17 protein-coding genes are annotated in these 22209 nt (G+C 41.9%); 10 read left to right on the top strand and 7 right to left on the bottom strand.

The features are described from left to right. The 5 genes from yfiR to pgaA form a co-directional block, all read right to left on the bottom strand. Nucleotides 1–498 (bottom strand): regulatory sequestration protein YfiR, encoded by a 498-nt coding sequence (gene yfiR, locus PSI23_RS02690; RefSeq protein ID WP_273553623.1) that lies wholly within the window; start codon nt 496–498, stop codon nt 1–3. 567 nt (nt 499–1065) lie between these two features. Beyond that, the gene (gene pgaD / locus PSI23_RS02685; RefSeq protein WP_273553622.1) at nt 1066–1497 is read right to left on the bottom strand and encodes a poly-beta-1,6-N-acetyl-D-glucosamine biosynthesis protein PgaD; all 432 of its coding nucleotides are present in this window, start codon (nt 1495–1497) and stop codon (nt 1066–1068) included. Then, nucleotides 1494–2825: a poly-beta-1,6-N-acetyl-D-glucosamine synthase gene (gene pgaC / locus PSI23_RS02680; RefSeq protein ID WP_273553621.1), complete on the bottom strand. Its 1332-nt coding sequence runs from the start codon at nt 2823–2825 to the stop codon at nt 1494–1496. The genes pgaD and pgaC overlap by 4 nt, the downstream gene beginning before the upstream one ends. Beyond that, the gene (pgaB, locus tag PSI23_RS02675) at nt 2818–4824 is read right to left on the bottom strand and encodes a poly-beta-1,6-N-acetyl-D-glucosamine N-deacetylase PgaB (RefSeq protein ID WP_373567277.1); all 2007 of its coding nucleotides are present in this window, start codon (nt 4822–4824) and stop codon (nt 2818–2820) included. The genes pgaC and pgaB overlap by 8 nt, the downstream gene beginning before the upstream one ends. 40 nt (nt 4825–4864) lie before the next feature. Next, nucleotides 4865–7393, bottom strand: a complete 2529-nt coding sequence (pgaA, locus tag PSI23_RS02670) for a poly-beta-1,6 N-acetyl-D-glucosamine export porin PgaA (protein ID WP_273553620.1) — start codon at nt 7391–7393, stop codon at nt 4865–4867. Nucleotides 7394–8939: 1546 nt separating this feature from the next. Between pgaA and PSI23_RS02665 the strand changes: the two genes are divergently transcribed. The 9 genes from PSI23_RS02665 (at nt 8940) to menE (ending at nt 19894) form a co-directional block, all read left to right on the top strand. After that, complete coding sequence (locus PSI23_RS02665; RefSeq protein ID WP_273553619.1) at nt 8940–9470, top strand: fimbrial protein; 531 nt, start codon at nt 8940–8942, stop codon at nt 9468–9470. A gap of 157 nt (nt 9471–9627) precedes the next feature. After that, nucleotides 9628–10356 (top strand): fimbrial biogenesis chaperone, encoded by a 729-nt coding sequence (locus PSI23_RS02660; protein ID WP_273553618.1) that lies wholly within the window; start codon nt 9628–9630, stop codon nt 10354–10356. A 161-nt stretch (nt 10357–10517) separates the two neighbouring features. Beyond that, nucleotides 10518–13004 carry a fimbria/pilus outer membrane usher protein gene (locus PSI23_RS02655; protein ID WP_273553617.1) on the top strand — a complete coding sequence of 829 codons (2487 nt, stop codon included), beginning with the start codon at nt 10518–10520 and terminating at the stop codon, nt 13002–13004. Between the two features lie 12 nt (nt 13005–13016). After that, nucleotides 13017–13901: a fimbrial protein gene (locus tag PSI23_RS02650; protein WP_273553616.1), complete on the top strand. Its 885-nt coding sequence runs from the start codon at nt 13017–13019 to the stop codon at nt 13899–13901. Nucleotides 13902–14182: 281 nt separating this feature from the next. Continuing rightward, nucleotides 14183–15856, top strand: a complete 1674-nt coding sequence (gene menD / locus PSI23_RS02645) for a 2-succinyl-5-enolpyruvyl-6-hydroxy-3-cyclohexene-1-carboxylic-acid synthase (protein WP_273553615.1) — start codon at nt 14183–14185, stop codon at nt 15854–15856. 14 nt (nt 15857–15870) lie between these two features. Next, nucleotides 15871–16623 (top strand): 2-succinyl-6-hydroxy-2,4-cyclohexadiene-1-carboxylate synthase, encoded by a 753-nt coding sequence (gene menH / locus PSI23_RS02640; protein ID WP_273553734.1) that lies wholly within the window; start codon nt 15871–15873, stop codon nt 16621–16623. 12 nt (nt 16624–16635) lie between these two features. Next, a complete protein-coding gene (gene menB / locus PSI23_RS02635) occupies nt 16636–17493 on the top strand; it encodes a 1,4-dihydroxy-2-naphthoyl-CoA synthase (RefSeq protein ID WP_273553614.1) in 858 nt (285 codons plus the stop codon). Next, nucleotides 17493–18497, top strand: coding sequence for an o-succinylbenzoate synthase (gene menC, locus PSI23_RS02630; RefSeq protein ID WP_273553613.1), 1005 nt, complete (start codon nt 17493–17495; stop codon nt 18495–18497). The genes menB and menC overlap by 1 nt, the downstream gene beginning before the upstream one ends. Beyond that, nucleotides 18488–19894 carry an o-succinylbenzoate--CoA ligase gene (gene menE / locus PSI23_RS02625; protein WP_273553612.1) on the top strand — a complete coding sequence of 469 codons (1407 nt, stop codon included), beginning with the start codon at nt 18488–18490 and terminating at the stop codon, nt 19892–19894. The genes menC and menE overlap by 10 nt, the downstream gene beginning before the upstream one ends. A gap of 97 nt (nt 19895–19991) precedes the next feature. On the opposite strand, the gene tyrP is transcribed toward menE, so the two are convergent. Continuing rightward, nucleotides 19992–21137, bottom strand: a complete 1146-nt coding sequence (gene tyrP, locus PSI23_RS02620) for a tyrosine transporter TyrP (protein ID WP_306309496.1) — start codon at nt 21135–21137, stop codon at nt 19992–19994. A gap of 380 nt (nt 21138–21517) precedes the next feature. On the opposite strand from tyrP, the gene PSI23_RS02615 reads away from it, so the two are divergent. Next, nucleotides 21518–21640, top strand: a complete 123-nt coding sequence (locus PSI23_RS02615) for a hypothetical protein (RefSeq protein ID WP_273553610.1) — start codon at nt 21518–21520, stop codon at nt 21638–21640. A gap of 382 nt (nt 21641–22022) precedes the next feature. On the opposite strand, the gene PSI23_RS02610 is transcribed toward PSI23_RS02615, so the two are convergent. Beyond that, nucleotides 22023–22209, bottom strand: a 187-nt coding sequence (locus PSI23_RS02610; RefSeq protein WP_273553609.1) for a tail fiber assembly protein, incomplete at its 5' end; no start/stop codon positions are given.

Raw genomic sequence — 22209 nt, 5'->3', positions numbered from 1 at the left:
TTATTCCACCTTGCGTGCCAATTGCAGGACATTCGGATGTACGCGTACGCCGCTGCGCGTCAGAATATCAAGGTTGAGGCTAAATGTTGCCTGAGTGCTGTTAATGTTGAGACAGAATGCACTGCCAATTTCACAGCTCGGATTATTTTCAGCAATGGTAAGCAATGGCTTGTCATTTTTCCGGTCAATCACTTGGTGTTGAAGCTGTGGATCGACTTGACCATAGTAAATAACATCACATCTTTCTATTATTTGTTCTACGTCTAGTTGTTCTGCATCTAGTTGTTCTACATTGAAATTCAGAGTTTCTACTTGTATCTCTATGTGCTCAGAAATCTTATTAATGTGAGTTAAAGCGTTGATGTAATTGGATGGTGGAACCAGACATAAACGCAAGGTAGTCGGTGTAGTAGGCCAGTGTGTATAACTGAGAATCCCAGAAACTACCCGCACAACATTTTCTTCATCGCGTTTTAGTTTTTGATTGGTGTCAGACATAGCCATTACTGCTGAATTATATATTACAGTAATTAAGCATAAGGTTATTAATACCCGTATAAACAATCTGGAAATATAACGTTTAAAAATAATTTGTCTGAAAGCAATTTGCCTGAAAAAAATACGTTTAAAAGTAATATGCTTAAAAGCGATATGCCTAAAAGCAATGTGCTTAAAAATAGTGCGCTTAAAAGCAAAGCGCTTACAAAGATGATGAGTCCGTTCAATCAGTTGCATAACGAGTCCCAATATTCGTCTTTCATATGGTGTAAATAATAGTGTTTGGTATAAGTAATAATGTTGAGGTTATTGGTAAAGTCTGTTCCCAGTTAGAACCTATCTCATCAAGATATTTGTACAATCATTTTTTTCGTTGCTGCCACTTTTGTCGCTACAGCTACTGTAATTACGGTTGTCACGATTATTGTGACTGTGTATTACTGTGACTGCACAAAGAATGATACCGAATGAGATAGGTTGTAAATCTTTTACTAACTAAATAATATTATTCAAATTAAATTAATACCTTATTATTATAATTTCATTTTTAATAAATAATTATTATCTTTATTTTGATGTATTTTCATCGATGCTTATTATATGTCCATGATTGTCATAAGTGATACTGGAAACTTTGCTTTGTCTTAAGATGTCTAATAAATTTTTTTCCAAAATAAAACTCTGTGCTATTTCAGCATGAGTTAAAACAGGCCGATGGCGACGACGTTCGGTTCTGAATCGACGTTGATTGTATTTTGCCCAGCCAATTAGCAAGAGTGCATTAAATATGGCGATGGCAATATAAAGAACAATGGACCCTGGTTCTAAAGTAAATGCTGAAGTAAATACTGAAACAAATGGTCTGGGACCATTATGGGAGAAATGAGATAATCCCATCGTGAATAAATAGATAAAACCAACCCAAGCCAGAACCGTTAACAGGATGTCAATTAAACGAGGCGATAGTCTTTGCTCAGTAAAAATCAGTGGATCTTTCATGATTCGATTCTCTCTATTCCTCTGTCAGGGCTTTCCCAGCGAGCACGTTTTCTGCGAACTTTGAGCATCACTTTGGGAAAAGATACCAAGGTCGTAAATAGGTTTAGCATCCAATAGACCATCGGATACCAAATTACCCAGAAAAGCGATGAGGCAACGTGTTTTTCATAGCGTCGTTCAATCACTAAGCTGATAGTAAACTGGATCAGGCAGGTAGCCGCCAGAACTAATCCTGTATATCCGGGTGGAAATAGTGTATAGACGCGAATGTTTTCCGGTAATGTGATGAGCATTCCGAGAAAAAATAAAATGATGGAAAGGGCAAAGGTAAATGACCAAATAACGGAGCAGCAGAATTCGGCAAACAATACCCACATGCGGCGATATTTCCATGACCACAATTTACGTAGGTTTTTCAGGAAAACTTCGGCTCCACCCTGCGCCCAGCGCAATCGTTGCTTCCATAGTCCCCTCAAGGTTTCAGGCATCAGGATCCAACAAATGGCACGGGGTTCGAAAAAGATAGACCAATGGTGTAGCTGGAGTTTCCAGCTTACATCAATATCTTCCGTGATCATGTCATTACTCCAATAACCCACGTCAGCGAGTGCCCTGCGGTTAAACGCGGCAACAACCCCTGAAACAGTAAAGACTTGACCGTAAACCCGTTGAGTACGTTTGATCAGGCCAATGATGGAAGAGAATTCTCCGACCTGAACACGTCCAACTAAAGTGGAGCGTGTGCGAATACGGGGATTGCCGGTAACAGCACCAACGCGGGGATGATCAATCATGGGCTTGACCAACCAAACCGCAGCATCGCGATCCAACAGGGCATCACCATCAATGCAAACCAGATAATCACTTTTAGCGGCAGCGGCTCCCGCTTGAAGGGCAGTGGCTTTTCCCTGATTCTGTTTCAGGTGTATCACTCGCAAGGCTTGATGTTGTTTTGCCATAGCATTGAGTTCATCAGCGGTACTGTCAGTTGAACCATCATTGATTGCGATGACTTCAATATTGGGATAGCGCTGGTTCAATGCTGCCAGCAGTGTTTCGCGAACGTTTGGCCCTTCGTTATAGCAAGGGATTAAAATTGAAATCAGAGGCTCACCTTCAAGATGGGGGGCTTCTTTATCAACAATTTTCCAGTGTCTTTCCCGATAGAACCAAAAGTAGATCCCCCCTGAAACCCAGATGGCTGACATAAACAATGGCCAGAAAAAGACAAAGTTCAGCATGACTTCACCAGTAAAAGTGACGGCGATGCCAAGAGGGATGCTCAATACAAGGCAGAGCACTATAAAAGCAAGAATACGATCAATCATTAAGTGGATACCATTCAGGAGAAAGAACCGGGCGAACCTCGTTCATTTCTGGTTGATTATTGAGAAAGTCATCGGGGTAGTAACCGAAACTCTGAGCACCATTGAGCTGCAATTGACGCATCCATTCTGCTAATTGATGTCCGGGGATCGCTCTTTTATCCATAGGCTTGCGCCAATCTACGGATTGGAGTTCAAAGACCGTTTTATCCAGCGCCTGTGGACGTTGTGCAATGATTTTCACCAAGCGCGATAACCACTGATTGCTTTTTGACAGTGGCACATTTTCCATCAATGGCATTGCCATTGGGGCGACCCAATCATAGTGAGTAAGAAAATCATCCAGATTTTGGGCAAACCACTCTTCGCTGTCTGGCTCCAGAATTGGCATGGCAAAAATATTGCGTGCAGTTTTTATCTGATGACCCTGTATTGACTTAAGTTCTCGGGTTAATTCATGGGTAAAGTCAATCAGATATTGGCTTTTAAAACGTGTCCAACGGGCGAACTGTTCCGGATCTTGCCGAATTTCTGCAATCGAGGCAGGCAATCCTGCGGCTTGATAAGTTTTGATGGCATCTGCGCCAGCGTCTTCAAAATCAGACATCACTGCATCATCGTGATACAGGATGCCCTGAAAAATGGTATGGGAAGCCAAATCCTGATAAATCTCTTTGATTCTTTGACGATTGTCTGGGTTATAGGGCGATAAGCGACGATATTGTGTCGGGTTCACAAACAGCTTGTTGTAACTTTCGTCATAGCTCATTACCCGTGGAAGTGAAGGCTCCAGCTCGAATGCCAGAACGGGCATCCACGCATAAACGTCAATGTTCAGACGACTGTGCAGTTGCCAAGCAACACGGTTAAATAGATCAGCCCGCATCGGCAGCCAACGGTTAGGGAAGTAGAGTTCACGTACATTGCCATCGCCTTTGGGGTCGGCAAAGGCTTGCAGGAAAACGGTATTGACACGGAGATCAGCAATGCGTTGTACAAGTTGATCGAGATTGCTGGCTTGTTGAATGGGATCAGGATCATAAACATAGTCCAGATCGATATGGGCAATCCGTAAAATCCGTTTATTCTGCACCTGAATTACCTGCTCAGCAAACGACTTCAGAGAAGGGTTATGGGTAAGCAATATCCGGGGAACATTATCAAGATCGTTTACGTTTGCCAGCCCATTGTCCAGAGTCAGTGCCATTTTGTAGCCGTAGCGTTTGGCGATTTCCAGTGTAATACCGTTATCCATGCCATAAGGCCACACCCAAACCCGTGGTTGCTTGCCGGTGGCAGCAACAATTCTTTGGGTGATAGTGGCGATATCCTTTTCCAGCCGTTGGCGAAACGCTTGCTCACTTTCGTATTTACCTGTCTTGGGATCGTAAATACGAACAGCGGCGGCAGGTTCTGTGTTGCCTTGTGGGTTAGCGATGGCACCATAATGATGCTGATAAGTATGCGAACCTATTTCCACTAAACCAGAACGAGACATTTCAGCCACCTGTTCCCAAGTAGTGAAGCGTTCCCGCGGTACTGTCAATCCACCAAAATTAACGGGTTTTCCGGCTGGTACATCAACCCAGACGCCGACAGGAGCCAGAATGGCTGGCCAGTTATAGGCTTTAAGCAATGGAAATACACGATGATAAAAACTGCTATAGCCATCATCGAAAGTCAGCAATACTGCTTTTGGCGGCAATGGTGTACCGCCCTGATTGGCGGTGAGGATCTGATCGACGGTGACTGGCTGATAGCCATTTTCCCGCAACCATGCAAATTGATCGTTCAATGCGCTGGTACGGACTGACATAAAACGTTGATCTGCACCATTGTCTTCAACATCATGGTAAGCCAGCACCACAAAACTATTTTTGGGCCAGGGGCGTTCATTCATGGAAAGAGGCCGTTGCGCTGGTGGAACGAAATCAGGTTTTCCTGCGTATGCCATCATGTGCAGTTGAGGAATAAACAAGCTAATCAGCAGTGCCGATATCATCAAGCAATGGCGAAAAATATTGTGTGTCATAAAAAATCCTTCAGAACCGATAGATTAAATCAAAGGTAGCTTGCAGATTACTTTCCCGTTTACCGTCGTAAGGACGTTTATCCAGCGTGATCCTTACACCTGCATCAATGACGTCATTCCATTTAATCCGTTGGCCGTATCCCACCATTGTGATAAGACCTCTGCTGTACTCTTGCTGCCAATATTGCCCAATACCTGCCGCAATCTGCTGGCTCCAGACGGTTTGATAATGCCGATACATTATGTGATCTGCTTCCAATTCAGACAGGAATGTAAAGTCGCTTTTGGGGTTGAAATAAGGTGTATTCTGGTGAGTATTGTGAGTTGTACTCAGTTCCAGCTTCGTATCAAGTTTGAGATAAGGAGCGGTATATAGACGTTGAAGACTGTCAATGCCATATTCAAAGCGATGATTACCATCTGAGAAGAATGAAGGTGCAAAACGCGCACTCCATTGACTGCGTTCGCTATATCTCCAGAGAGTATAAATCTGTCCGCCATTCGCGTGGATATTATTGCTCAATGCACGCAGGGGAGTATTGCGGGCGAGGTGTTCTGCGGAGCCACCCAGACGCCATTGATCATTGAAATCATGCCACCCCGCAATTCTCAAGCCTATCTTGCTGCCATGCTGATAATTACGTGCCGAAACTTCACCTTCCAGCCAAAAATCCCGCGAACGCCACTCCACACCACCGCGCAAATCACGATTCAAGCCCCGTTCTTCTGAAAATTGGCTGCGGTTGTAAGCTCCACCAGCAAATAAGCGCCAATTATCATCAAGGGGAGGGCTATAAAGTACAGCATCAATATCTGAACTGTGTTTACCGCTTTTGGGGTTATCTGAATTTATGCCTTGGCTAGCTTTAATGCGCAATTCTGACATGTGATGCACATTGCGCAGACGGTTAAAGCGTTTGGCAAGCATATTTTCTGGTGCGCGGGTAATAACATCATCGGCCAGCAAATCCATCTGATGCCATTCTTGCAGAGCAAGGGCAGTATAGCCTTGTTGGATTTCCAATGACAAATTACGATGATCAAGTCCTTCAATTTGTTTTAATTCACTTTCAGCACGACGTGACCAACCACGATCCAGCCAGATAGCAGCCAAGTCGATCCGTAATTTCTGATTGCCGGGGGCTGTTCGGGCTAAATGGGCAAAGCGTTTTTCTGCTTCTGGAAGATCTTCATGTAATTGTGCCGATTCAGCTAAAAATTGCTGTCCTTGTAGCCAACCATCATTGGGAATGCGAATGGGTGATCCAAAGACATTAAGCATATGAGGATTGCGTTGCTTGATATTGGTGGCAAGCTGTTGAGCTGCATCCAGATGCTCACTTTCCACATTGGCATAAAAAAGAACGATATCATCTTCGGGGGGGATATTGGGCCGTGAGATTTCCCCAAACGGCACGATATTTTCATTGGGACGATTCAGGGAGCGCAGAATATCCCGCGCTTTTTCTGGTTGGCGCAGGTTCAGATAAGCTGCCGCTGCCCATTTCTGCGCATACTCCGGAACATGCAGGCCTTTTTTCTGCTCGGCTTGTTTTTGTAAGATCAGATATTCATTGATGACTTCTTGCATCTGATGGCGAGCAAGAAGAGCACCAAGCCGATCAATACGTGCCCGTTGAGAATCCTGTTGGGCATCGGCTAGGTTGTGCCATTGATTGAGCATGTTCTCGTAGCGAGCAAGTGCTTTATCAGCAATGTCAAACCGCTCTTTTTCGCTACGATTGGGGATCATTGACAAACGAACCAATTCAGCCGCAGCATCCGTTTCCAGCTTGCGCAGTTGTTCAGAGGTTAATTGTTCAGAGGTTAATCGTTCAGTGGTCAATTGTGTGGAATGCTGTTGTCCCAAATGCCATGCAGGGCTACTGACCCGATTGTTTTTTAGGCTAAACAGATAATCTTGAGCGACTTCTTTATTATCGGGAAACCGTTCATGCGCGGTGGAAAGTATTTGCATTGCACCCCATGTACGCCCGGCAGCTTGATCAACATAGGCCATCAAACGGTAATTGGCGGCGCTAGGTTGATGAGCCAATAAATCTTTTGCCAAACGGCGGGCTTCTTGGTCTTGCTTGGCATCGGCGAGTGTCATGATAAGACCAGCTTTGGTATCACTGTTTTGCTGATCTAAAGCCAGGGCAGTGCGCCATATCTGTATTGCTTGTGTCCATTGACGTTGGTTGCGATAGGCGCGGGCAACGGCCGAGATTCCTCTGGCGGGTAGAGCCACTGAGCGATAGCGTTGCCAAAGAGAAATGACTTCATCGTCATGCCCAGCCCAGCTCGCAACTTGTAACCAATCAGCAATTTTTGAGGCAGAAAGGCGATGTTGTTTCTCTTCCTGGCGAATATATTCGAGCATGGGTTCAGTATTACCATTTCTGGCTTGTTGAATTAATGCATCGTAATCTGCTTGAGCAGATTCTGTTGTGATTAAACAACCTAGAGATATAAATAACGATAACAATTTATACCGATATCTATGAAAGCCCATCGGACGGAAATAAAGATATGACACGCTATCCCCTTTTTATACTGCTTATTGGTTTTACAAATAGCAGAACCAGACGGAGTTGGGTTTAATTTAGATTAAGGTGAATTTTTACATTCTTCATTTTTGAAGAGGCAGAATAATACGTATTGTGTGAATTTATATCAATGGAAAAATTTCTCAAAATAATTAGGTGAATTTAATTTTGTATGGGTACTGTATTTTTATTTAATAATTATCATTAGGTATTTTACTGGGTTGTTATTTTTTTATTCCTTTTAAATCAATTGGTTGAATTTATTTTTTTCTGATGCTAAAACGTTTTGAAAAATAAATTCTAATGTTGTCAGTAGATTCAATAAAAATACTTTGGCTGAAAGTGAATGTTTTTCATAAATGTTTTTACTAACTAGATTATTTACAATTATAATCATGTTTTATTACCAATAAGTGAATGTTATTTGTTGTTGATGTTTTTATTTGAAATAAATTAATGAAATTAAATTAACTGATTTTTTCAGTATAAAAATATAGTTTACACATCGTGTGGTGGCTATACTTCGAAATTAAATGCTATTTTTATCATTGATATATAATTTATGATCTAACCAATAGATTTAAAGCTGCAACTTCGTCAATTTCCACAAATGCGTTTATGGATTTTTTTGATTTTCGGTGTTTAGAGGTGAGTGAATTTCAATCAATGCTATGTAATTAATTTACATTAGTAATTATATGGGTACTGTTTTTTCCTGTAGATAACGTCAAATATTTTTGTTTCTATGGTTTATTATAACTTTAAAATTAATAAATATAATAAATAAATTATTGATCATTAAATGATCATACTGAGATTTATCTTAGATGATATTAACTCAATTACCGATCAGACTTTATTCATCCTGCATTTTCTTTTTATTCTTATCCAATTGAATTATAAAAATAAATTTTTAATTAATATGCTTTATTTCAAGAATAAATAAATAACCTAATAAATTATTTCATCTGGTAAATAAAACCATGGAGAAAATATATGGAGTAATAATAATCATTAGTTTGCTAATTATATATTATTTTTAAATTAGTGAATTTTTAGAATTAAATTCATTGATTTCACCTATATATAATGTCATTTAGTAAACATTTAGGAATATTGCAGTATATAATACTAAATATAAATATAATTTAGATTTTCGTGTTGATCTATATGAAATTATAGCTATTATGATCTCGACTTGTCCGAAATGTACGAATGAACCCCATAAAAAACCACGTAGGGGAACATAAGTGCGTAAAAGACAATTGCTGTAGATGCGCGGTTTATACCTTAGATTTCAAGTTGCGGTATGGTGGAAAGAAAACGAATTTACAAAAGTATGGGGAATTACGTATGGACCATGTATGTGAACCATATGATTAGTAATTGGTGTGAGTAAAGCCAGTAATACAGCCGCTTGAAAGATGCAGCGTATATTGTGCGAAAACGGTCTATCAAGTAAGTAAATTTGTTTCCATATCGTCTGTAATTAGCCGATAGGATGTTTTTGTATATTGACTAATGGGGTTTAATTTAATGAAATCTAAGCTGCTTATTTCTTCTCTTTTTATATCTTCTTTATTTGCCGCAACCGCAAATGCAGGAGATGGGACAGTTAGATTTAATGGAGAAGTAATACAGAATGCTTGTAAGGTTCATGGTGATTCTGCTGATCAAACCGTTAATATGGGTGTTGTTAGTGCCGATGCATTTAAACAAGTCAATGATACGGCTGCGCCGACTGCATTCCGGATTAAATTGACTGATTGTCCGGTAGATACGAAAGAAAAGAACGTCTTTATTAAGTTTGATGGCCCGAGTGATAGCAATAACAGGGATCTTTTGTCTTTGACTAAAGTAGATAATGCTGCAACTGGTATCGCTATTGGTATTTATGAAGCTGATACTCAGGCCCGCGTTCCTGTTGCAGGAGCTTCTAATGCTAATTCTCTTCACTTAGGTGTTGATCAAGAATTGAAGTTTGTTGCCAAGTATGTTGCTACAAAGCCAAAGGTTGGCCCTGGCTCTGCTAATGCAGTAACTAACTTTACTGTGGTTTATAATTAACAGTTTGATATTATGGACATTGTATACCCAATAGTTTTTAAGTCGTAGCGAAATTAATTCTGTTGCGGCTTTAAGAGTGGAGGGGAATAAAACCTGGCAAGGATGCTTGGGTTATTCAATTGAATATATCCAATTATGGATTGGCGGAGAAATAACTATGTCATATTATCGTTTATTGTTTATTGTTTATTGTTTATTGTTTATTGTTTATTGTTTATTGTTTATTGTTATTTTATATTTCTTTAGTTGCAACATTTCCATCGCAGGAGTTATTATTGGTGGGACTAGAATTATTTATTTAAGTGATAAAAAAGAGGTTTCTGTCTCGATTAAGAATCCAGAAAAGAAGACTGACTATCTCATTCAAAGTTGGATTCAAGATGAAAATGATAAAACCAAAACGCCTTTTGTTATAACACCACCTTTATTTAACTTGTCGGAAAATAATGAAAATATTTTACGTATTGTTAAGGTTGGCAATGAACTGCCAACGGATAGGGAATCGATATTTTGGATTAATATTAAATCGATCCCTGAATCATTAAATACCGATTCAAATATAAATCAGTTGCAGATTGTCGTGAATTCACGTTTGAAACTATTTTATCGTCCTGTACAACTGAAAGAACAAGCAGCGGTTGCTTATAAGAAATTAGAATTTAAACACGAAAATGGATTGTTGGTGGCTGAAAACCCTACACCTTATTTTATCCCTCTTTCATCTCTTAGTGTTGATGAACAAGAAATTAAATATGCGGGAATGATTAAGCCTTTTAGCCAATCAAGTTGGCCTTTGTCACTGATGAGTGCTAAGAAAGTAAGTTGGAAAGCTATCAATGATTATGGTGGTGTGACAAAAGCAGAGTTTGCTGGCCTTAAGTTTTAAAACCATATCTAGGAAAGCATATCTAATAGCTATCAGAGCTAATTCATTATATTGTCAGAAAATTAAATATGTCAAAGTATGTTAAGTATAATCTTGCCAAACGATCCCACCTTGGCAGGAGTTATAGAGTTTTACTTTCTATATTAATTGTGGTTAGTAATTTGTTTTATCATTTAACCGCATACGCGGAAAATAAATTTAACATCCACGCGTTAAAAATTGGTGGGAACTTACCTGATGATATGGATTTATCTATTTTTCAGGCTGGTATTCAACCACCCGGTGTTTACTGGGTGGATATTTATTTAAATTCTAAGCTGGTGAATGAAAGAAATATCGAATTTATTTTAGTGGATGGTAAGTTACAGCCTAAAATTACACTTAATAAATGGCGGGATATGGGTGTTAAAATTGGTAATATTTCTGAATTGGCAAGCTTATCCCCAGAGACTGTGATTACAGATATCAACCAATATATTCCGTATGCCAATACTGAGTTTGATTTTAATCGACAACGATTAAATATTAGTATTCCTCAAATTGCTTTGAATCAGCAGGTGATGGATTATGTTTCTCCTGAATCTTGGGATCAAGGATTAACCGCGTTATTGGTTAATTATAATTATAGTGGTGCTACAAACTGGAATGAGCACCATAATTCAACACAGAATAATTATTTTAATCTCAGGTCAGGAATGAATTGGCACTCTTGGCGTTTGCGTAATAATGCGATTTATTCCGATCAAAACCAACGATGGAAAAGTCTTAATACCTATTTGCAACGTGATATTCAATCACTTCAGGGGCAACTGACAGTTGGTGACAATTTTACTTCCAGTGAACTGTTTGGTGGCATTGAATTTCGCGGAATTCAGCTCGCATCTGATGAAAATATGTTGCCGGATAGCCAGAATGGTTTTGCGCCAACTGTACGTGGTATTGCTCAAAGTAATGCACAGGTAACAATCAAACAAAATGGCTATGTTATTTATCAGACTTATGTTGCACCCGGTGCGTTTGAAATCAGCGATCTTTATCCAGCAACGTCCAGTGGTGATCTGGAAGTTATCATCAAAGAGGCAGATGGTAAGGAACGCAGGTTTATCCAAGCATTTGCTATCACACCTACCATGTTACGGGAAGGGAGGCACAGATACTCAGTTGCAATGGGACATTATCGTTCAGTCAATGGCAAAGAACGTAAACCTTATTTTTCTCAGGGAACGTTGAGCTATGGCTTTCACAATAGGTTGACTGTTTATGGTGGCACAATTTTATCCCGTGACTATCAATCTGTTTTGTTAGGGGCAGGTACGAATTTGGAAGAATTGGGGGCGCTTTCTTTCGATGCAACCCATGCTAATACAGAGTTATCCTCAACTAAAAAATCCACAGGGCAGGCTTATCGTCTGCGATATACAAAAGATTTTTCAATGACCGGAACAAATTTGGCATTGACGAATTATAGCTATTCAACCGAAGGATTTTACAATTTTGGTGAGGCTAACCGCTTTGGGGATACCCGACGCTTTTTTTCTCATTTTAATAAAAAAAACAGGTTGCAATTGCAAGTTAACCAAACATTGGGGGATTTTGGTAGCGTTTCTCTAACAGCATTGCAGCAAGATTATTGGAAACAAAATGGTCATGAGCGTTCACTTAATGCAAGTTATCACATTAGCCGCCAAGGGATCAGTTATAGCCTGAATTATGCCTATAACCTTCATCCAAACTCTAGTAAGCATGAACAACTGTTTGCGTTTGCTATCAATGTGCCTCTTGATCGTTGGCTGAAAAGAAGTTGGGCGAATTATAGCGCCACTCTCAATCAGCACGGCAGAATTGCACAGCAAGTCAGCCTGAATGGAACCGCGCTTGAAGATAATAACTTGTTCTACAGTTTGCAACAGAGTTATTCCAGTAAGGGCTATTCCAGTAAGGGCCATGCCAATGAAAGCGAAAGCGTGGGTGGAAATATACATGGGGAATATCGGAGTTCTTATGGTCGAATCAGTGCGTCTTATAGCTATCAGCAACGCGAAAACAAGCAGCTAAGTTATGGCATTAATGGGGGAATTGTCATCCATCCGTATGGTCTGACTTTATCTCAAGAATTGGGGGAAAATGCAGTCTTGGTTCGAGCTGAAGGCGCAAAAGGCATCAAAGTTGCCAACAATACCTCAGTTGCCACAGATTGGAACGGTTATGCGATTGTGCCGTATGCCAGCAGTTATCGTAAAAATCGGGTGGCGCTGGAACCTCATTCATTTTCTGATGATGTCGATATTGATGTGAATACTCAATCCGTTGTTCCAACGAAAGGTGCACTTGTTCTGGCTAACTTTAAGGCAAGAATGGGAAACCGGGTTCTGATGTACCTGACTTACCGTGGCAAGCCAGTGCCTTTTGGAGCAAAAGTGATATTAGAAGGCGCAAATGAAAACGTAGGCCAGGCAAATAGAGTTGATGAACTGCATCGTGCTCTCGTCAGTAGTGAAGGGCAAGTTTATCTCACTGCAATGCCGGATAGCGGCAAATTGAGGATCAAATGGGGAACATCAAGCACCAAAGATTGTGTGGTTAATTACACGCTACCGAAAAAAAGGCCTCAATCTGGCGTATATACCTTAGATATGAATTGCGAATAGGATCAGGTTCATATGTTTATTGTCTATAAGAAATATCGATTATTACTGGCGGCCAGCAGTGCGTTGATTGGATTGTTTGCCAGTATTTGTGGTCACACAGAGTCCTGCCATTTTGGGCCTAAATATATCGCACAAAATTTTTCCATCAATTCAGGCATTTTTCCGGTAAGTCGGGAGATTCATATTGGTGGAATCATTGATTCCTATCCAGTCAAACCCATGGAGCTGAATAAAATCTATTGTGATGCATCGGCAAAGATAGAGTGGAAGTTTTCAGGATATCCCCTTATCACGGCAAACGGTAGTCAAGACCTTTATGACTCTGGGGTATCGGGTATCGGAATACGGGTTAATCCCCAAGAGCATGAAGCTAAAATCGAGTTTGTGAAAACAGAAAATCAAACAGGCTCAGGTGTAATAAAGTCTGGTACGCTTACCGCGTATCTGGAAGGAACAGCCATATATTCTTATCACCTCAGCAGCATAAGTTTTATCACTCCTAGTTGTTCTCTGCAAAGAAGGGACATTCTTGTTCCAATGGGAAAAATAGGAAGCACTGAGTTCTCTGGGGTTAATAGCACTGCGGGAGAAAAGGAATTCGCTATTGAATTGAGCTGTAATACCAATACTCCCCTTGAGTTAGCGTTTGGTACAGGTACGCTAAGCGGCCTTAGCGATGTATTGGATCTGGATCAAGACAGGAATTCAGCGAGTGGAATTGGTCTTCAGGTTTTATACCACGACCATCCCATCCAATTTAATTCACCAGTTAAACTGGGCAACACTACAGACGGAACTCACTCTGTTTCTTTAAAAGCTCGTTATATACAAACAGGAACTCGAATTACTGCTGGCAAAGCGAATGCAACCACAACTTTGGATATTATTTATCCTTAATTCCTTGCTTTAAACACATCCAATCCTATGACCAGCCATGATCTCTTTTTGTGGCTGGTTTCTATCTTATTTATATCCAACCTTTATGTAAAATTCTGCCCAAATTTTATTATCAATTAGCTTTACATTTGTTTCTTATAGCGAAAATATCGCCAATTAAATAACAATTCCTTGAACTAAGATAAAGAAATCGTTTTTACGGGCATTAAGATAAAGGATGCCTTATATAATATCTCCTATTCTTTGGCATCATTTTTTGAAAAGAAGTTGTTGAGCATTCTATGTCAAACAGTGCATTTAATCGCCGTTGGGCGGAACTTTTATTGGAAGCATTGACCCGCCACGGATTGCGCCATGTCTGTATTGCTCCCGGCTCTCGTTCGACACCATTGACATTGGCTGCCGCAGAAAACCATAAGTTGATCTGTCATACCCATTTTGATGAGCGTGGCTTGGGGCATTTGGCGTTGGGGCTGGCAAAAGCGGGAAAAGAGCCAGTTGCGGTTATTGTGACATCTGGAACGGCGGTCGCCAATTTGTATCCTTCCTTGATTGAAGCAGGATTGACGGGAGAGCGGTTGGTATTTCTCACTGCTGATAGACCACCTGAATTAATCGATTGTGGCGCGAATCAAGCTATTCGCCAGATAGGTATTTTTGCTTCTCATCCCACACAAACCTTAGCATTGCCACGTCCGACCAAAGATATTCCTGCCAGTTGGTTGGTTTCTTCCATAGATACTGGAATGTCAAACCTGAAACAAGGCGCTTTGCATATTAATTGCCCGTTTGCTGAGCCTTTGTATGGCAATGAGATGACAGCACATCAAGATTGGCTACAAACTTTGGGAGAGTGGTGGCAAGGGGATGAACCGTGGTTGGTTCAGCCAGAAATGCATACTACGATCAAGGCAACAGATTGGGATATCTGGCAGAAAAAACAGGGAATTGTATTGGCAGGAAGAATGAGCGCTGAAGAAGGAAAATTTGTCGCTCAATGGGCTAAAGATATAGGCTGGCCGCTAATTGGTGATGTGTTGTCTCAAACAGGGCAGCCTTTGCCACATGCCGATTTATGGCTGAATCATCCTCGTGCCCAAAAGATTTTGGCACAAGGGCAATTGGTGATTCAGTTTGGTGCCAGTCTGACAGGAAAACGATTGTTGCAATGGCAGGCCAAATGCCAGCCTGAGCAGTATTGGGTTGTTGATCCCATTGCAGGCAGGCTTGATCCAGCCAACCACAGAGGCCGCAAATTCACTTGCAGTGTAGCTGATTGGCTACGGGAACATCCTGCATATTTGTGCGTGTCTTGGGCAGATGAATTGAATACATGGTCAAGAAGCGCATCTAAATGCGTTGAAACAAAGTTGGCAGGAGAATTCAGCGAAGCCGCAGTTGCGCATCAACTGCCTCAATTGTTATCAGAAGAGGGGCAATTATTTATCGGCAATAGCTTGATTGTACGTTTGATTGATGCTTTAGGGCAGCTTCCAGCGGGCTATCCGGTTTACAGCAACCGAGGCGCCAGCGGAATTGATGGATTGATCTCAACCGCAGTAGGTGCACAACGGTCAACAGATAAACCAACACTGGCGATTGTAGGCGATATTTCTGCCCTCTATGATCTAAATAGTCTGGCTTTATTACGTCATCTTTCTAATTCCATGCTATTGATCATAGTGAATAATAATGGTGGGCAGATTTTTTCTTTGTTACCAACGCCGCAGGAAGAACGCCAGCGTTTTTATTGTATGCCGCAAGATGTCAATTTTGATCATGCCGCAGCTATGTTCGGTTTGCACTATGCTGCACCACAAAATTGGTCGGAATTAAAACAGTGTGCCCAACAAGCATGGGAGCGTAAAGAGACTACATTGATTGAGTTAAAAGTTTCGGGCAGTGAAGGAGCCATATGCCTGCAAGAGCTACTGAAACAGGTGGCTGATCTGTGAAATTAAAGTGCCAAATGTTTCATTCGCATAATCAAGGGACATGGTTAGTTTGGTTACATGGACTATTGGGAAAGGGGGACGATTGGTCTCCTACGGTGGGTGTTTGTGATCAATATCCTTCATTGGTGATTGATTTACCAGGGCACGGTAATTCTGCCGATGTTGCGCTGACAAGTGGCTTTGCTGAAATGAGCGAGTTGCTGAGTGCAACTTTATCCGAGTATCAAATCAATGATTATTGTTTGATAGGCTACTCACTGGGAGGACGAATTGCTATGTACCATGCGATTCATGGTGAATATGATGGCTTGCGAGGATTGCTGGTGGAAGGGGGAAACCCCGGATTGTTTTCCCGGCAGGAGCGTGATGCGAGATTGCAGCATGATCGGCGTTGGGCGCAACGCTTTCGTCAAGAACCAATAACGTCAGTCTTGGCTGATTGGTATCAACAGCAAGTATTTGCTGATTTAACGGCAGCGCAGCGTGTTCAATTTATTTACCTGCGCAGTCAAAACAGGGGAAACAGCATTGCTGATATGCTGGAAAATACCTCGTTAGGACGACAACCTTGGCTGGTTCCTGATTTGCAGCAAATAACCATTCCTTTCTCCTACTTATGTGGGGAAAATGATCGTAAATTCCAAAACATAGCGCGGCAATATACACTGCCATTAAAAACCATCCCCCGGGTTGGACATAATGCTCATTATGGCAATCCTGCGGCTTTTTCTAGCGCAGTGAACCATTTTTTATCACTTTTTGGTTAAGGAAATACAGTAATGCGTTACCCAAGCGAAGACAAATTGTATGCCCCTATTGAATGGCAAAATTGTTCTCAAGGGTTTGAAGATATTCTCTACCATAAATCCGCAGATGGTATGGCCAAAATTACGATTAATCGCCCACAGGTGCGCAATGCGTTCCGTCCTCTGACTGTCAAAGAGATGATTCAGGCGTTGGCAGATGCCCGTTATGACGAGGCCATTGGTGCAATTATTCTGACGGGAATGGGGGAAAAGGCTTTTTGTGCGGGTGGCGACCAAAAAATCCGTGGTAATTATGGTGGTTATAAAGATGACAGTGGAGTACATCATCTGAATGTATTGGATTTTCAGCGACAGATTCGTACCTGTCCAAAACCCGTGGTTGCCATGGTTGCAGGATATGCAATTGGTGGTGGGCACGTCTTGCATTTAATGTGTGATTTGACTATCGCAGCAGATAACGCCATTTTCGGTCAGACAGGCCCTAAAGTTGGCTCCTTTGATGGCGGTTGGGGAGCATCATATATGGCGCGGATCGTCGGACAGAAAAAAGCGCGTGAAATCTGGTTCCTATGTCGCCAATACAGTGCTGAAGAAGCATTGGATATGGGACTGGTTAACACAGTTGTACCTTATGCCGAATTGGAAAAAGAAACTGTGCGCTGGTGTCGTGAAATGCTGGAAAACAGCCCAATGGCATTGCGTTGTCTGAAAGCGGCATTAAACGCCGATTGTGATGGTCAGGCTGGTTTGCAGGAGTTGGCGGGGAATGCCACTATGTTGTTCTACATGACCGAAGAAGGGCAGGAAGGGCGTAATGCGTTCAACGAAAAACGCCATCCTGATTTCAGTAAATTCAAGCGTAATCCGTAATGCGTAAAGCGACTTTATACCAATTCAGCCTGCCAATGGAGGCCGGTGTTATTCTGCGTTATCAGCGTCTGAAAACCCGTGATGGTTTTTTGGTTCATTTGCAGGAAGATGAATGGGATGGCTGGGGAGAAATTTCCCCATTACCGGAATTCAGCCATGAAACGCTTGAGCAAGCTAAGATTTCGGTTGTGGAATGGTTGCAGCAATGGTTACAACAACCTTGGCGCAACACGCCGCCAGAAGAAAGTGATCTTCCTTCCGTTGCGTTTGGTATAAGCTGTGCATTGGCTGAATTACAGGGAAAGCTGCCTGAAACGGTCAATTATCGCAAGGCGCCATTATGCACGGGTGATCCCGATGATGTGATTCTGCGTTTAGGAAATATGGCCGGACAGAAGATTGCAAAAGTGAAGGTTGGGCTGTATGAGGCTGTACGAGATGGCATGGTAGTGAATGTTATGCTTGAAGCAGTGCCTGATCTCCAACTACGATTAGATGCCAATCGTAGTTGGACACGCACAAAAGCAGAGGGTTTCGTCAAATATGTCAATCCAGATTTTCGGCAGAGAATCGCCTTTATCGAAGAACCCTGCAAAACCCGAGAAGAATCTCTGGCATTTGCTCGTGAGACAGGTATCGCCATTGCATGGGATGAAAGTGTACGTGAAGCCGATTTTAAGGTGGAAGCACAAAAGGGGGTTTCTGCCATCATCATTAAACCAACATTGGTAGGCAGTATTGACCATTGCCGTCAGTTAATTATTCAGGCACATCAATTAGGATTGGAGGCAGTGATTAGCTCCAGTATTGAAAGTAGCTTTGGGTTGACACAATTAGCTCGTCTCGCTCAATGGTTCACACCGGATACACTCCCGGGCTTGGATACTCTGCATCTTATACAGTCACAACTCATCCGTTGTTGGCCAGATAGTGATATTCAGTGTGTCACTTTTGATCGCACTTTTGATAGGCTGGCAACGGTGTGGAGTTGTGAATGCCAGTGACAGAGTGGGCGCAGTGGCCGTGGGAGCATTGGGCCTCGGCTTTGCCTAAAAAACAGGCTGTTCAATTATATGATGAGCAATTAGATTGGTATCAATTAACACGAAGAATCAATGCCATTGCCCGCCATTTCCATCAACAGGGAGTCGTAGAAAGTAGCGGTGTGCTTCTTAGGGGTAAAAATAGTGCGGAACTTCTGCTGTGTTATCTTGCTGTCTTACGGTGTGGTGCAAGAGCATTGCCTCTTAATCCTCAGTTGCCTGACTCCCTGTTGGCTGAGTTGTTGCCTCATCTCAATATTGATTATGGGGTGGATTTTACGGATTCACCTTCGCCGGTTATTCAAGTTAAAGAACTTAACTGGCAACAAAAATTTCCAGCAGAGCATGAACGGTGGGTATTGTGGGAAAGCGAACGTCCTGCCAGCATGATCCTGACTTCGGGCTCTTCTGGGCTGCCTAAGGCTGCGGTACATTCCATTGGCGCTCATCTTGCCAGTGCGCAAGGCATTCTTTCCTGCATGGATTTTCAATCAGATGATAGTTGGTTGCTTTCATTACCGCTGTTTCATGTTTCAGGCCAAGGCATCCTTTGGCGCTGGTTGCAAACAGGAGCAACATTGATACTGCGGGATTTGCATCCACTGAATCTTGCATTATCTGGTTGTACTCATGCATCTCTTGTACCTACTCAACTTTGGCGTTTGTTGGAACAATCACATGAATATCCATTGATGTTAAAAGAAGTACTGTTGGGAGGCACTATGATACCGACATCACTGGTGGTACGAGCTGAAGAATTGGGTATTCGCTGTTGGTGTGGTTATGGGTTGACAGAAATGGCATCAACTGTTTGCGCAAAGCGGGCTGATGGATTGCCTGGTGTAGGGCATCCGCTTCCAGGCAAATCCGTTCGCTTAGTGGATGAAGAAATTCAGATACGCGCAGACAGTATTGCGAGCGGCTATTGGTTTAATGGAGAATTGAACCCATTGATAGATAATGAGGGATGGTTTTCGACTCGGGATCGGGGAATATTTGAACAAGGAGAGTTACGGATCTTAGGGCGTCTCGACAACCAATTTTTCAGTGGTGGGGAGGGTATCCAGCCAGAAGATATCGAGCGGGTTATTAACCAGCATCCTCAAATTGAACAGAGTTTTGTGGTTCCCATTTCTGATGTTGAATTTGGTCATCGACCAGTAGCTGTGATTGAAACTCAATATCCTGAGTTGACAGAAACAATTATTGATTGGATTTCGGATAAAATCGCTGCTTTCCAGCGACCTGTTACCTGTTATTTATTACCTTCACAACTGAAAAATGGCGGAATAAAAGTCTCTCGTCAACTCGTTAAACAGTGGGTAATAGAGGAATATAGTGAGATTTGTGAAAAATAACGCTATTTATGTCTATGAATCTAGATGTTTCATCAATTTCGTTATTCATTAGCCACTATCCGCATCAAAATTGATGCAGATAGTTCAGGCAGGGAAATTATCCTATTTGTGGCAGCATGCCTGTAACGATACCAACTTGAATGGCGATAACCGCAAGCCCACACAGGAAAATTAAGACTAACGCAGGCTTCCCACCTTTGACTCGATAACCTTCCTGATTTTCTTTACGGCTACGCCAAACCAGTAGACAAGGCAATAACAGCGCGAGAATGGACAGAGCAACTGCCGCAAATGTCAACGCCATAACAAAATTAGGGTAATACAATGCACAGAATAATGGTGGAGCAAAAGTTATTAACCCTGTTTGTAAACGCCCTTTGGCATTATTGCGGCGTTTAAGAAGATCAGCAAGGTAATCAAACAGCCCTAAAGCAACACCGAGGAATGAGGTAGCTAGCGCAAGATCGGCAAACAGATGAACGGCAAGCTCTACTTTTGGAGAGGCGACAACTTCTCTGACTGCTAGCAATAACCCATTCAGGCCAGATTGTTGTGCGAGAATGCCAACAAATGTATTTGAAGAAATAGCTCCGAGGGTGACCAATTGCCACAGAATGTAGGCGAACAGTGGAATAGCACTACCAATAACAAAGATTTTTCGTAGCTTATTGGTATCTCCTCCCATATAGGTAACGATGCTTGGCACACTACCGTGGAATCCGAATGAAGTAAAAATCACTGGGATGGCAGAGAGCACTAGTCCTTGCTCAATAGGCATGGAGATCAAGTTGATTTTATCAACATGAAGCATCATTACACCGAGTACGATCACCAGAAAAACTATTTTAGCGGTAAACAGCAGACGATTAATTAAATCGACGGATTGGGTTCCAATGCAGACTACCCCGCCAGCAATAATGGTAAAAATGCTGATTCCAGCAGAAACAGAAATAGGTTTATCTAACCAAGAAGAAAGGGTAGCCGCCAGCAGCTCTCCTGCACCACTAATATAAGCAGTTGTTAGCGCATACATTAGGAAAAGCATACTGAAGCCAGTCAACACCTGCCCACCTAACCCAAGGTAGCGTTTCGCAATGGTTCCTAATCCGGAATCAAATTTATTATGTTGATAAACTTCCACGAGCAAGAGGGCGGTATAACTCATCAAAGCCCACAGGGCGATTAACATGGCGAATGTAGTTCCAAATCCCACACCTGCCGTTGCCAATGGCATTGCCAGCATCCCGGCTCCAATCGTCGTTCCAGCGACGATAAAAATACTGCCAATAGTGCGATTTTTCACGCGATCCTCATTTCTGAATATGTTAAAAAAATTGTTATAAGGTTGGCAGGTTAAATGATTGATTTATATCTGTCAAATCTATGGTACACAACATGTAAATAAATGATTACACTATCAAGGTGAAGTTAAAAATGTCTTCATGTCTCAATTTTGTTTTATTGAAATGACATAACTGTACCCAATAATTGTCTATTTTTAATAACATAATTTATTAGTATGTTAAATAACCGCTAGCGGTATTATTCAAATGACTATTTTGTTCAAATAACGTTGTAATTCGAATATGTGATTATACCAAGCAAGACCAACAAGCTGGCAATTTGGAAAGATTGGAGGGATTAGGGGAAGAAAAAGTAAAAACCCGCTATTTCACCGATTGGTTACGGAAAATAACGGGTTTTTGTATGGTGCCGGCTACCGGAGTCGAACTGGTGACCTACTGATTACAAGTCAGTAGTTTTAATTTTAAATCAATCAGATACCGCATAAAATCACACTTTCACATCACAACATTGAAAAAGTTTGAAAATGTTAGAAAGACATTAGAAAACTTTTGTGTCCCAAATTCGTCCCACCCATCACAGCCCCAAATCACTCTCCCCCTGCCTCACATTCCACACCGAATCTGCCGATGTTTACTCTATTAACGTAAAGTGATCATTCAACAAATCCAATCTGGTTGACAAGGCAGGGTAATAATGTAAAACCAGTTGACGCAAAAATACTACTTCCGCCCCACATTCCACACCGAATCGGCTGGCATCTGGACGCGGATATCTAAGCGACAGCCTTCAGGGATGTCACAGGGGCACTATGCACCTGTCATTATTGTGGCTGTTCCGGCCATTTGACATCGGGGGCGGTCGAGCAATCTACCCGATTGAGTAGGACACGGTATTTGCGCCATGCGGTGAGTACGGATTTCTCTGTGTCGGTGGCGATACCTAAATCGGCGGCGTCCTGCAATGGCGCGATTCTATCTCTGGCCTCATTCATTAAATGCTGTTTCCGT

Origin of the sequence: Xenorhabdus yunnanensis (assembly GCF_028598805.1) — a bacterium.
Lineage (GTDB): Bacteria > Pseudomonadota > Gammaproteobacteria > Enterobacterales > Enterobacteriaceae > Xenorhabdus > Xenorhabdus yunnanensis.
This window is presented reverse-complemented; position numbering and strand designations above follow the sequence as displayed.